Genomic DNA, 13371 nt, shown 5'->3' with positions numbered 1-13371 from the left:
CCATCAATACTCTCAGCAGGCTAACTTTTTTCGCCCCCTCAATCGGAGCCGCCATGTCCCGTCTCGCCGACACCCCTCTATCCGTTCTCGACCTGGCCCCCATCCGCGAGGGTGGCAGCGCCGCCGACAGCTACCGTGAAAGCGTGGCCCTGGCCCAATTGACCGAGCGCCTGGGCTTTACCCGCTTCTGGCTCGCCGAGCATCACGGCATCGCGGGCATCGCCAGCGCCGCCACCGCGGTGCTGATCGGCCATGTGGCCGGTGCCACCCAGCGCATCCGTGTGGGCAGCGGCGGCATCATGCTGCCCAACCATCCGCCGCTGGTGATCGCCGAGCAGTTCGGCACCCTGGAAACCCTCTACCCCGGGCGTATCGACCTGGGGCTGGGCCGCGCACCGGGTTCCGACGGTGCCACCATGGCGGCGCTGCGCCGTGACCCCTATGCCGGGGTGGACGACTTCCCGCAACGCCTGGAGGAGCTGCAAGGCTTTCTCGACGACCCGCGACCCGACCAGCGGGTGCTCGCGGTTCCCGGCCAGGGCACCCATGTCCCCCTCTGGCTGCTGGGCTCCAGCGGCTACAGCGCCCAGCTCGCCGCACGCCTCGGCCTACCCTTCGCCTTCGCCGCCCAGTTCGCCCCAGGCTATCTGTTCGAGGCGCTGCGACTCTACCGCGACAACTTCCAGCCCTCTGCGGTCCTCGAGCGTCCCCACGCCATGGTCGGGCTGCCGGTGGTCGCCGCCGAGACCGATGCCCACGCCGACTACCTGGCTTCCACCATGCGCCAGAAGTTTCTGGGCATGATTCGTGGTCGACGCACCAGCGCCAAGCCCCCGGTGGAGCATCTGGAGATGTCGCCCATCGAGGAGGCCCAGCTGCAACAGTTCCTGGGAGCCGCCATCGTCGGCGGTCCCGAGACCATGCGTCAGGGGCTGGAGGCCTTCCTCGAGCAGACCGGCGCCGACGAACTGATGCTCAACACCGACGTCTATGCCCTGGAGGACCGCCTGAGAAGCTACGAGATCGTTGCCGACGTGTGGAGGGGGTAGTCTATAAGGAACGAACCCTGTCCCCGGGCTTTCCAAGGGGCAGTTCATCTAGCGTCACATCCGACGCGACCTCTGGAGGTTAACATGCCCGATTCCCAAGGCCCGCAGCGAGATCCCCGCCAGAACCCCGCCTGGCGTGCCGCCCAGCAGTGGCAGCAGCGCGCTCGACAGCGCCAGGGCAATGGCCTGCTCGACAGCCTCAAGATGCTGCTCGCCTGGCTGCTGTTCGGCACCCTGATGATCGTGGCCATGGTCTTCGGCCTGATCTTCATGCTGCTGGGCTGGGCGCTGATGCCGCTGCTGCGCCACCGTTTGAAGAAGCGCATGGAGCAGATGCGCGCCGATCAGGCCGAAGATGTCAGCGGCGGCTTCAGCTACCGCGAGACCCGCTATCGCGAGACGCACTCCTCCAGAGGAAGCCACCACGAACAGCAGGTGCTGGAGGGAGACTACGAGGTGAAGGGAGACGAGGAGCAGAAGCGCTAAATAGCGCATATAACCATACGGGCCCGCCATCAGGCGGGCCCGTATCACGATAGCTCCACATCAAGGGTCGCCAGAGAGCAGGCTTATTCCAGCGACTCGTAGGGTAGCCCGACGTAGTTCTCGGCGATGGTGGTCAGCCCCGCCTCGGAGCTTGTCACATAGTCGAGCTCGGCCTGCTGCATGCGAGTATTAAAGTCCTCTTCTTCGGAGAACTTGTGCAACATCGAAGTCATCCACCAAGAGAAGCGCTCGGCCTTCCAGATCCGCTTGAGGCATGTCGCGGAGTAGTTGGGGATCAGATCGGTACGCCCTTCCTGGTAGACCTGAACCATCAACCGATAGAGAGTGTTGACGTCGCTTGCCGCCAGGTTGAGCCCCTTGGCCCCGGTGGGCGGCACGATATGTGCCGCATCCCCTACCAGGAACAGCCGGCCGTACTGCATCGGCTCGACCACGAAGCTGCGCAGCGGGGCAATGCTCTTCTCGAGAGACGGTCCGGTGACCAGCTTGGCGGCGACATCATCGGGAACACGCCGCTTGAGCTCCTCCCAGAAGCGCTCGTCGGACCAGTCCTCGACCTTCTCGTCCAGCCCCACCTGAATATAGTAGCGGCTGCGGGTCGATGACCGCATGCTGCACAGGGCGAAGCCACGTTCGTGACGGGCATAGATCAGCTCGTCGGCCACCGGCGGAGTATCGGAGAGCAGGCCCAGCCAGCCGAAGGGATAGACCTTCTCGAACTCCTTGATGCGATCCGCCGGGATTGACTTTCGCGAGATACCGTGGAAGCCGTCGCAACCTGCCACGTAGTCGCAATCGAGACGGTGAGTCTCGCCATCCTTTTCGAAAGTGATATAGGGACTATCGCTCTCGAGGTCGTGGGGCTGCACGTTGTAGGCCTCGTAGATGGTCGTGCCTCCGATCGCTTCCCGCGCCTCCATCAGATCACGCGTCACCTCGGTCTGGCCGTAGACCATCACGGTCTTGCCCCCTGTCAGCCCGGCCAGGTCGACGCGCACACGACGATTGTCCAGGGCCAGCTCCACACCATCATGAACCTCACCCTCTTCATCCATGCGCTTGTCGACACCCGCCTCGCGCAGCAGATCGACCATGCCCTGCTCGAGTACACCCGCACGAATACGGCCCAACACGTACTCACCGCTCTTGCGCTCGAGAATAATATTGTCGATTCCCTGGCGGCTCAGCAGCTGGCCAAGCAGAAGGCCCGAGGGCCCGGCACCGATGATCGCGACCTGAGTTTTCATGACGGGGAGACTCCACTGTTTGGAATGGTGAACAGATGTTCGCTATATGAATTGTATTTTTTACTGAAAACCTGCCCCGAATAAGGCAATATTGGCAGTTAAATATGGACAATCACAATACAAGCCTGCAACTTTAGTCACATGCCTGCTGAAAAGCTTATGTCCACCAACGCCGTCCCCGTCTTCAAGCTGTATGGCGAGACGCGCCACTGGCCAACCCCGGATCTACTCCACTGGGAATCGATTGCCGAGCGCAGCCGGCTGCACGACTGGAAAATCCAGCCTCACCGCCATACCGACCTGCTGCACCTGCTCCATCTGAGCACCGGCCGCGTCAGCCTTGAGCTGGAGGGAAGCCAGCGCTCCCATAAGGCTCCCCTGATCATCGTAGTGCCCGCCATGAGCATCCATGGCTTCCACTTCTCGCCGGATACCCAGGGCCATATCATCACCCTGGCCAGCCCCCTGGCCGAACGGCTGGAGCAGCAGCTGGGTGCCCAGGCGGGAGCGATGTCACTGGCCACCGCCTACCCTCTCGAGGCCGATCGACCGGCCCGGCGCATCGCGACCCTGGTGGACCAGCTGGGAGACGAGTATCGCCACCCCGCCCCCGGCCGCGAGCGCATCCTGGAAGCGTTCACCGAGGCGCTGTTCATCGAGATCTCCCGCCTGATCGCGAGACCGAACCACACCGGCAGCACGAGTGCTCCTCGGCCCCAGGAGCGAGGGGTGATCCACCTGCAGAACTATCAGGCACTGATCGAGAAGCAGTTTCGTCAGCAGCCTAGTGTCGAACGGTTCGCCGAGCAGCTCGGCATGACCAGCGCCCACCTCAACCTGCTGTGCCGGCGTCTCGCCAACCGCAGTGCCCTGCAGCTGCTGCATGAGCGCCTGCTGCTCGAGGCGAAGCGCCAGCTTACCTACACCAACATGACGGTCGCTCAGGTTGCGGATAGCCTTGGGTTTTCGGAACCCGCCTACTTCACCCGCTTCTTCAAGCGTCTGACCGGCCTGGCACCGCGTGAGTTTCGGAGGCGCCAGTCCTAAGCGCGACCCCGATATCATGCCCGCGGCAGTACCCCAAAAACGACAGCGCCCCCGCGAGCATGGCTCTCGGGGGCACTTGGTAGTCTAGAGATCGGTCAGGGGCCCTTCTGCGGCTCACATCAGGAACAGCGCCGTCAGCGCCGGGAAGAGGATCAGCAAGGCCAATCGTACGAAGTCCGAGACGATAAAGGGTGCTACCCCCTTGAAGATCTCGCCCAACCCGACATGAGGCGCCATGGCCTTGATCACGAACACGTTCATGCCCACCGGCGGAGTTATCAGCCCCAGCTCAACGGTCAGCACGGTGATGATGCCGAACCACACGGGGTCAATGCCCAACGCCTGGATAATCGGGTATACCACCGGCACCGTGATCACCAGCATGGCGATCGCATCCATGAACATCCCCAGCACAAAATAGAGCAGCAGGATGCAGAGCACCACGACCATGGGCGAAAGCTCCATGCCGTAGAGCAGATCGGTAATCGAGAAGGAGATCCGTGACACCGAGATGAAGTAGCCCAGGGTCTCGGCACCTACCAGCATGAAGAACACCACTGCCGAGAGCGCCAGGGTCTCCTGCACGCTGCGCCATAATTCGGCGGCGCGCATGCCCTTGACCAGGGCGTAGAGCAGGGTAGCGAAGGCGCCGACACTGGCCCCCTCGGTAGGGGTGAAGGCGCCGAAGTAGATGCCCAGAATCATTACCAGAAAGACCGCGAAGAAGGGCACCAGGCCAGAGAGCGAAGCCAGCTTCTGGGTCCAGGTGGTCGACTCGCCGGCCACCGCCAGTGATGGCTTGATCCGCATCACCACGCTGACCGTCAGCGCATACATCACCAGCCCCATCAGCCCCGGCACCAGACCGGCCATGAACATGTCGCCGACCGATTGCTCGGTAAGGATGGCGTAGATCAGCAGGGCGATGGAGGGCGGAATCATGATGCCCAGGGTTCCCCCGGCCGCCAGTGCTCCGGTGGCCAGGCCCCGGTTGTAGCCGTAGCGCTCCATCTCGGGTAGAGCGACACGGGTCATGGTGCTGGCGGTAGCCAGCGAGGAACCGGAGATCGCCGAGAAGATGCCGCAGGAGCCGACGGCAGCGATGGCCAGGCCACCCTTCCAACCACCACAGATCACCCGGGTAGAGTGGAACAGCTTGCCGGCCATGCCGGAGTGTGCCGCCAGCACTCCCATGAAGATGAACATCGGTACCGCACTGAAGCTGTAATTGGATAGCACTTCTACCGGCACGGTCTTGAGCTGGGCGATGGCGGCATCCCAGCTGATCACCTGGGCAAAGCCCACCACCCCGACAATCAACATGGTCAATGCTACCGGCACCCGCAGCATCATCAGTACCAACAAGAGGCCCAGGCCGATGGCCCCGATCATCTCACTCCCCATGAGAGACCTCCCCTTCGACGCCGAAGATGGCACTCAACAAGGCATGGACCAGGCTCCGCAGTCCCAGCATCAGGCTGAGTACGGCGGCGGCGTAATAGATGGGCCCCATGGGAATCCGCAGGTCCTGAGTCACCTCACCATACCGAGCAGCCGAACTGCCGGACTCCAGCAGACCGTAAAAGAGCACCAGGCCAAGGGCCGTGAAACCCAGAAGGTAGACGCCGTGCAGGCGGTTCTTGATGGTGGGTGACAGGCCATGGGAGAAGGCCTCCACCACCACCTGGCTCTTCTCCACATTGGCGGCCATGGCCGCCAGCAGCGAGAACAGCATCAGATAGCTCACCAGCTCCACACTACCGGTCACGCTCAACGCCACGCTCCCGTCGGTGAGCCGCGCTAGATAGCGGGTAGTGACATCAACGATGGTGACCCCCAGCAGCCCCAGCAGGGCGATGCCAGCGACCAACTTGCACAACAGGGCCAGCCAGTGGCTGGCCCTCTCGAGAGTCGACTGCATCCTCGCTTACTCCTGGTCGGTCGCGCAGGAGTCACTGGCGGCGAGGGCCGCCTCATAGACCTCGCGTCCAGGCAGGCCACGCTCCTCGAGCTCGGCCAGATAACTCTCGATACCGTCCTGCAGCGGCTTCTGCCAGTCCGCATTCTCCAGAGGATTTTCGATCTCGCGGATGGTATGCCCCGCTTCCTTGGCTTCCTGCTTGCCCTCCACATCGAGACGGTCGAATACCGCACCGGCATTCTCCGCCCACTTCATTCCGGAGTTGGCATCGATTACCGCCTGCTGCTCGGGGCTAAGGCGGTCGTAGGCGCGCTGGTTCATGGTCGCCACGAAGATAAGGGTGTAGAACGGCACCTCGGTGTGGTACTCGACCAGTTCATTGATACGGAACCCCTTGAGCCCCTCCCACGGAAAGCTCAGGCCATCGATGACGCCACGCTGCATGGAGGTATAGATATCCGGTGCCGGCATACCCACGGGAGTTGCCCCCATGTTCTCGAGCATCTCCCCCGCCACTGCAGTAGGACGACGGATACGTAGACCTTCAAGGTCAGCCGGCACCTTCACATCGGTGTCGATGGTGTGAATCCCCCCGGGGCCGGTGGTAAAGAAGAACAGCGGGCGGGTATCGGCGTATTCATCGTCGAGGTGCCCATCCTCGTAGAGCGTCTGCAGTACACAGGCCCCCTGAGTGGCGTTGGTCGCTACCCCGGGCAACTCCACGATCTGCGACAGCGGGAAGCGACCGGCGGTATAGCCCTGCGCTGTCGCACTGATATCGGCGATTCCCTTGGACGCCGCTTCATAGAGAGAGTCTGGCTTGGCCAGTGTCCCGGAAGGGAACATCTCCACCTTAAGCTCGCCCCCCGACTCCTCCTCGAGGGTAGCCGCCCACTCCTTGAAGATGTCGTTGTTGATACCGGAAGCACCCGGCCAAAAGTGGGCCATGCGAAGCGTGGTGGCCGACTGGGCAGAAGTCGCGGTCAGGCCAGCAATGGACGCAGCCAGCAGGCAGGCGATGAGCTTTGTCTTCATGGTAATCCTCCGGGAGTTATTGTCTCTGCACGCCAAGTTCGCATAGTGAACATCAGTTCGCAGAATAGTGCAAAAATATACCATCGACCCGGGACGCGAAAAGCGACTTTAGTCTTATTTTGAGCACATGCTCCAAGATCCCGGTGGCCCATGATATGAACCACACTCAAGATGAAACGTCCCTCCGAAGCTTCACATTAGCCCGTACTGTTGTGGAGGGGACGCATCTATATCAGGCACGAGGAAAGACAAACCGCTCTCGATGGGCCTGACAACCACCGAGTGGAGAAGGTATTCAGATAGGATAGTGCCTCGGACCGAGCTGCACCGTCACCCAGCGTAGCTCAGTAAACTCCTCGACTCCCGCGTTACCTCCAAACCGTCCATAGCCGCTAGCCTGAACTCCGCCGAAAGGCATCTGAGGCTCGTCATGCACGGTTGGCGCATTGACATGGCAGATACCAGAACGAACGCGTCCTGCCAGCTTGATGGCTCGAGCGGTATCACGACTGAACACCGCTGCAGACAAGCCGTACTCGCTGTCATTGGCAATCGCCAGAGCCTCTTCTTCACCGTCGACACGAATCACGGACACCAAAGGCCCGAAAGACTCCTCTGTGTATAGCCGCATGGTTGGTGTCACCTCGTCGATTACGGTAGCGGGCATCATGACACCTTCAGCCCTGCCGCCGCAGGCAAGTCGGCCGCCCTTATCTAAAGCATCATCAATCAGGGAATTAAGTTTTTCTCCGGATTTCGAATCGATAAGAGTGCCAAGCTGAAAATCACCATCTCGCGGATTACCAACCTCGAGCTCTTCTGCACGCGCCACCAGCTTCTCGACAAAAGTATCTGCTACTGTGGAGTCCACGATAAGCCGCTCGGTGGACATACAAATTTGTCCTTGATTGAAGAAGGCGCCGAATATCGCTGCGTCCACTGCAGCATCAATATCCGCATCTTCAAGCACTAAAAAAGGCGCTTTCCCACCGAGCTCAAGCAGTACAGGCTTAAGATAACGCGCTGCTTTTTCTGCAATAATCTTCCCTACACCGGTAGACCCAGTAAAGTTGATTCGGCGCACTGCCGGATCAGCGATCAAAGTTTCCACCACCTCTGCTGCATCCTCCGGGGCATTGGTGATAAGGTTGACCACTCCTTCCATGAATCCAGCTTCTTGCAGTACGTCGATGATCAGATGGTGAGTAGCTGGACACTGCTCCGAGGCCTTGAGAATCACGCTATTACCGCAAGCCAAAGGGGTTGCAATGGCACGAGTGCCGAGGATTATGGGAGCATTCCAAGGTGCGATGCCTACTACGACTCCACAGGGGGCTCGTACTCCCATGGCGAGACTATCAGGCACATCGGAAGGAATTAATTTTCCCTGGACCTGAGTCGTCAAAGCGGCAGCTTCACGCAGCGTGGCGGCAGCAACTTTCACATTAAATCCGGCCCAGCCGGAGGTCGCACCGGTCTCATCCATCATTCGTTCGATGAAGTCGGATTGACGGTCCTCCATCAAGTCCGCCGCCTTGAGCAGCTTGAGGCGCCGCATACTAGGGCCAGTTTGAGAATAATTAACGAAGGCCAGATGGGCAGCCTTCGCAGCCTCACGCGCATCCTCAACAGACGCTGCAGCGGCTTGAGTTACATCATGTTGAGCGAAAGGATTCGCGCGCTTGAAAATCCGGCCCCCGGTGGCAGGACGGCTCTCACCGCCTATCAGCAAATCCAACGTATTCATAACACTTCCATATTCCTAGAGTGAAATAGCATCAGGAGGAGCAGCGCTCTTGCAGCGAGAGTGCCTTTTGATAGACCTCACTGGCATTATCAAGACCGCGCTCTTCGAGACGTTCGAGGTAGTTTTTTGTCCCTTTTTTCAAAGGGGGAGCCCACTCGGAGTCATCGAGTGGGTTTTCTACGGTATGAATGATATCACCCTGTTCGAGGGCCTCCTGACGCCCTCGTTTGTCCAGTTTATCGAAAACATCACCAGCAATCTGCGCCCACTCCATGCCACTGTTCCGATCGATGACGGCCTGCATGTCTGGAGAAAGCTGCTCATAGGCCGACTTGTTCATCGTGGCCACTATCGCACCAGCGTAGTAAGGCACCTGAAGATGATAGTTCACCAGTTCATTGATGCGAAAAACGCTCATGGCTTCCCAAGGAAAGCTGAGCCCATCCATGACGCCGCGCTGCAGAGAGGTATAGATATCCGGTGCGGGCATCCCAACGGGCTGGGCCCCCATACTGGACAGCATCTCACCCGCTACGTCGCTGGGTCGGCGAATACGCAACCCTGCAAGGTCCTCGGGCGACTTGATTTCCGTTGCCTTGGTGTGTATGTAAGCCGGCCCCGTCGTGAACATGAAGAGAACATGGCTATCATCATATTCCGCCGCAATGTCTCCCTCATCATAGAGAGATTGCAGAATACAGCTTCCCTGTGATGCATCATTTACAACACCGGGGAGTTGCACAATCTCTGTTAACGGAAACCGTCCTGCCGTATACCCCTGTAGCGTTACTGCGACATCAGCGATTCCATTCACAGCCGCTTCGTAGGATTGGTCAGCTTTACTCAAGGTCTGCGAGGGATAGATTTCAACCTGTAGCTGACCTTCAGACTCTTGTTCGATTCGGTCGGCCCAAGCCTGATAGATCTCTTGGTTAACGGTCGACCCCGATGGCCAGAGATGTGCCATACGTAACGTTTGGGCCTCCGCCAGAGCCGGCACAGACAGCGCGATCGTTGACAGCGCGCACATTAAGGGAGACACAGCAATCTTCATATCCAAAAACCTCTTATCATTATACTATTAGTGATCAATACTTCTTTAGAAAGGCTCGAAATCAGGGCTCAATGGTAGTAGTTGGGACCTCAACCAGCAGCGGCTTATCCGCAGAAAACCCCTTTACTAAGGCCCTCTCAAAGGCTTCACGAGTATCAGCCAGCACAGCGTCAAGACCATAGCCCTTCGCCAAGGCACAAAAATCCATACCCGGGATATCTAGCCCTGGAGCATCATCGACGTCCAGCATCCGTGAGAACCACTGCAAGGCTCCATAAGTATCATTTTTCAGTATGATAAATATCACTGGAAGTCTGTATTGGACAGCGCTCCACAGTGCGCTTATTGCATAGTTCGCAGAACCATCTCCAATAACTGCAACCACAGGCCGCTCAGGCTCGGCGAGCTTAACACCTATCGCTGCCGGCAAACCAAACCCAAGCCCTCCAGAGGCTGGAAAGTAATAACTACCTGGGTGGCGCATTTCCACACGCTCCCAAAATGCAGTTACCGTCGAGGTCGACTCCTTGACATAAATAGTGTCTTCAGGTGCTAAAGCATTTAACACATCGAAAATGACCTCTGGCGCAAGGCGTCCCGGTGAGTCCAGCATTGGCGTCGGTACCGGCAATGCTTCAGGTAGTTTTCGGTCACTCTGATTCAACAGCGAAAGCAATGCTTGGAGTGTCACCTCCAGTTCCCCTACTAATGCATCCCCCACAGGACATCTTGCCGCTTCCTGAACGTCACTGGTCAAGTGCATGAGACGCGCACCGGCCGGCAAGTAACGACCTGGCGAATTCTGATGATAGCGAAAGACCGGAGCACCAATGACCAGAATAAGATCGTGGCCTTCTAGCTTTGCAGATACTCCCGAAATAGAGGCCGGCAACACTCCGCGGAAACATGGGTGTCGCGTGGGAAAAGGACAGCGTGGCGCGGAAGGTGCAATCCACGCAGGCATACTCAATCGCTCGGCAAGTGATACTGCCAGGTGGTTAGCTCGGCATGCATCAACCTCCGGCCCAAGTACCAGAACAGGATTTTCCGCTTGGGAGAGTCGCTCTTTGAACCACTCAAGTTGTGAGTCCGAGGGGGCACCGGCGGACCGCACGTCACGCTCTACCAGGAGTTCAGCATCGGCATCGACGTCATGCCCCCAGTCATCGTAAGGAATCGAAACATAGACAGGGCCGCGAGCCGGTAGACTTGCCATATGAATTGCTTGGCTGAGAGCCCGTGGCACATCCCCAGGGCAGGCCGGCTCATAACTCCACTTGACCAGAGGCTTAGGTAGCTGTGTCGCATCGACGTTGGCCAACATCGATTCTACACCTATCAGCGGACGCGCCTGTTGGCCAGCAGTCAGCACCAAGGGGGAATGGGAATACCACGCGTTAGTCAGTGCCCCCATGGCGTTTCCTGTCCCCGCTGCAGCATGCAGGTTAACGAGTACAGGCTTGCCGCTGGCTAGCGCATAACCATCCGCCATTCCTACGACCACACCTTCATGGAGGCCAAGGATATAGCGGAAATCATCCGGAAAATTTCTAAGGAAAGGCAGCTCATTGGAGCCGGGATTGCCAAAAATGGTGGTCATACCCTGGTGACGAAGCAGCGAATAGGATATGGAATGGACGGTAGACATTGACAGCTCCGCAATCGGTTAACACCTTTACGCTAGCTGCTCTACAATAATTGATCAAATCAATGCTGTTTCTATAAAAAATAAATGGTATCTATGTCTCTTCCTGACCTCAATCTGATTCGTGTCTTCGTCCTGCTATACGAGACGGCAAGCGTCACGTCAACTGCAGAACGCCTCAATGTGACGCAACCCTCCATCAGCTACGCTCTGGCTCGCCTACGGCAGCAGTTCGACGATCGACTCTTCATTCGCGCCCGGCACGGAATGAGCCCTACGATGACAGCCCGGCAACTCTACCCGCCACTACGTGATGCTCTGGGTCAGCTTGAAGCGACACTTGAAAGCATGCAGGTGTTCGACCCAGCCAGCTGTTCACAGCGCTTCCGCCTGGCATTGACCGACCTTGGCGAAATGGCCTTGCTTCCTGCTATTTATCAGAAGCTTCAGAAACAAGCACCATGCATCGAACTCGAGGTGGTGCCTCTGGAGATCGACCGTGTGGAGGAGTGGTTACTCAGCAGCAGGGTGAATGCGGTCATCTGCAGCCGCCCCATCATGACCGAGAGCCTGGAGCAGTGTGTGATACTGCGTGACCGCTATGTGTGCCTGGGGCGTACCGAGCTTTTGGGCCCAAAGCCAATCTCGCTGAAGAAATTTTTAGCCATACGCCATGCACTGGTAGCCAGCTCTTCTGGCCACGGTCTGGCCGAGGATGTAATGCGACGCAACGGCTATCAACGGAAAGTCAGCTTGGAAGTTCCGCATTTTTCGGTACTGCCCCGGTTGCTACTCGCCAGCGATTTGTTAGCCATTGTTCCAATGCAAATTGCCAAGGAATTCATTCACGACTGTAAGCTGGACTATCACGAACTCCCCTTCTCCGTTCCAGAGTTTGACGTGACTCTCTATTGGCACGCCGGCTACAGCCGCTCACCTGCCCAGCGTTGGTTTTGCGAGTCCATAATGAACGCTATCAAGGAGATATGATCATAAGCGTACTTTTGGATCAGCCAATTCTTAGCACCGGCTTGACGGTGGTGCCGTTCTTCGAGTCCGCGAAGGCTTCGTTGATCTGCTCGGGGCCATAGAACTTCACCAGGCGGTCGAAGGGGAAGCGCCCCTCCTTGAAGTAGGCCACCAGCTGCGGGATAAACACCCGCGGTACCGAGTCACCCTCGATCACCCCGATCATCGACTTGCCCTCGGCCATCAGGTCGTGATGCACATCAAGCGTCACCTCGGGGGTGACGCCGACGATGGCCGAGATACCCAGTGGACGCAGCGCCTGCAGCGACTGGCGCACCACTGCCGGCACCCCGGTGGTCTCGACCGCGAACTCGCTGCCGCCACCGGTGATCTCGCGTACCCGCGCGACGGTATCCTCACCCTGGCCATTGATGGCATGAGTCGCCCCCAGCTCCCGTGCCAGTTCGAGGCGGCTGTCGTGGACATCAACCGCGATTATGTGACGGCAGCCGGCAATACGCGCCGCCATGATGGCGGACAACCCCACGGCACCACAGCCGTAGACGATCAGGCTGGCACCGAACTCAGGCTTGAGCCGATTGAGCACGGTACCGGCACCAGTCTGGATGCCACAGCCCAGAGGGCCGAGCAGCGCCAGGTCCACCTCCGGATCCACCTTGACCGCATTGCGAGCGCTGACCACGGCGTGACTGGCAAACGACGACTGGCCGAAGAAGGTGGCCAGCGTCTCATCACCTCGGGTGATACGCTGGCTGCCATCGTCCATGGCGCCACCGAAGTTCAGCTCATTGAAGGTATCGCAGACCGTAGGATGCCCGGTCAGGCAGTGCCCACAGTTACCGCAGTGGGAAAACGACAGCACCACATGATCGCCCACCTCGAGACCGCTTACCCCCTCACCAAGGGCCTCCACCACCCCAGCACCCTCGTGTCCCAGCACGATGGGGAACGGTGCGATGCCGAGGTCACGGGCCACCGCGTCGGTATGGCAAACACCGGTGGCCACGATACGCACACGGATCTCGCCCAGGGCTGGAGCGGCCAGCTCGACCGACTGCCACTCGAAGTCACTTCCCAACCCCTGGGTCACGGCCGCTTGAATCTGCATCGTTCCATCTCCTTACAGTGA

The 13371-nt window shown here is 59.0% G+C and carries 12 protein-coding genes; 4 read left to right on the top strand and 8 right to left on the bottom strand.

What is annotated here, in order from left to right; genetic code table 11:
* The first annotated feature begins 53 nt into the window (after window positions 1-53).
* Window positions 54-1049: an LLM class flavin-dependent oxidoreductase gene (locus E0702_RS05510; RefSeq protein ID WP_132041982.1), complete on the top strand. Its 996-nt coding sequence runs from the start codon at window positions 54-56 to the stop codon at window positions 1047-1049.
* A gap of 84 nt (window positions 1050-1133) precedes the next feature.
* The gene (locus E0702_RS05505) at window positions 1134-1535 is read left to right on the top strand and encodes a hypothetical protein (protein ID WP_132041981.1); all 402 of its coding nucleotides are present in this window, start codon (window positions 1134-1136) and stop codon (window positions 1533-1535) included.
* Between the two features lie 83 nt (window positions 1536-1618).
* On the opposite strand, the gene pobA is transcribed toward E0702_RS05505, so the two are convergent.
* The gene (gene pobA, locus E0702_RS05500; RefSeq protein WP_132041980.1) at window positions 1619-2803 is read right to left on the bottom strand and encodes a 4-hydroxybenzoate 3-monooxygenase; all 1185 of its coding nucleotides are present in this window, start codon (window positions 2801-2803) and stop codon (window positions 1619-1621) included.
* A 159-nt stretch (window positions 2804-2962) separates the two neighbouring features.
* Here pobA and E0702_RS05495 point away from each other — a divergent pair, with 159 nt between their 5' ends.
* Window positions 2963-3850 (top strand): helix-turn-helix domain-containing protein, encoded by an 888-nt coding sequence (locus E0702_RS05495; RefSeq protein WP_132041979.1) that lies wholly within the window; start codon window positions 2963-2965, stop codon window positions 3848-3850.
* Between the two features lie 114 nt (window positions 3851-3964).
* Here the strand turns inward: E0702_RS05495 and E0702_RS05490 are convergent, their stop codons facing one another.
* From E0702_RS05490 to mdlC, 6 genes are all read right to left on the bottom strand, one after another.
* On the bottom strand, window positions 3965-5254 hold the full coding sequence (locus E0702_RS05490; protein ID WP_132041978.1) for a TRAP transporter large permease: 1290 nt from the start codon (window positions 5252-5254) through the stop codon (window positions 3965-3967).
* Window positions 5244-5771: a TRAP transporter small permease gene (locus tag E0702_RS05485; RefSeq protein WP_132041977.1), complete on the bottom strand. Its 528-nt coding sequence runs from the start codon at window positions 5769-5771 to the stop codon at window positions 5244-5246. Before E0702_RS05485 ends, E0702_RS05490 begins: the two co-directional genes overlap by 11 nt.
* A gap of 6 nt (window positions 5772-5777) precedes the next feature.
* Complete coding sequence (locus tag E0702_RS05480; protein ID WP_132041976.1) at window positions 5778-6806, bottom strand: TRAP transporter substrate-binding protein; 1029 nt, start codon at window positions 6804-6806, stop codon at window positions 5778-5780.
* A gap of 295 nt (window positions 6807-7101) precedes the next feature.
* Entirely contained in the window at window positions 7102-8553 is a 1452-nt protein-coding gene (locus E0702_RS05475; protein WP_132041975.1) for an aldehyde dehydrogenase, read from the bottom strand.
* Window positions 8554-8584: 31 nt separating this feature from the next.
* Window positions 8585-9607, bottom strand: a complete 1023-nt coding sequence (locus tag E0702_RS05470; protein ID WP_132041974.1) for a TRAP transporter substrate-binding protein — start codon at window positions 9605-9607, stop codon at window positions 8585-8587.
* A gap of 61 nt (window positions 9608-9668) precedes the next feature.
* Window positions 9669-11255, bottom strand: a complete 1587-nt coding sequence (gene mdlC / locus E0702_RS05465) for a benzoylformate decarboxylase (RefSeq protein WP_132041973.1) — start codon at window positions 11253-11255, stop codon at window positions 9669-9671.
* A gap of 93 nt (window positions 11256-11348) precedes the next feature.
* Here mdlC and E0702_RS05460 point away from each other — a divergent pair, with 93 nt between their 5' ends.
* Complete coding sequence (locus E0702_RS05460; protein WP_132041972.1) at window positions 11349-12242, top strand: LysR family transcriptional regulator; 894 nt, start codon at window positions 11349-11351, stop codon at window positions 12240-12242.
* Window positions 12243-12261: 19 nt separating this feature from the next.
* Here the strand turns inward: E0702_RS05460 and E0702_RS05455 are convergent, their stop codons facing one another.
* Window positions 12262-13350, bottom strand: a complete 1089-nt coding sequence (locus E0702_RS05455; RefSeq protein WP_132041971.1) for an NAD(P)-dependent alcohol dehydrogenase — start codon at window positions 13348-13350, stop codon at window positions 12262-12264.
* Window positions 13351-13371: the final 21 nt, after the last annotated feature.

It is taken from the genome of Halomonas marinisediminis (genome assembly GCF_004347715.1).
In the GTDB taxonomy this organism is placed as follows: domain Bacteria; phylum Pseudomonadota; class Gammaproteobacteria; order Pseudomonadales; family Halomonadaceae; genus Halomonas; species Halomonas icarae.
Note: the sequence above shows the minus strand (reverse complement) of the source record. Positions and strands in the feature narration are given on the sequence as shown.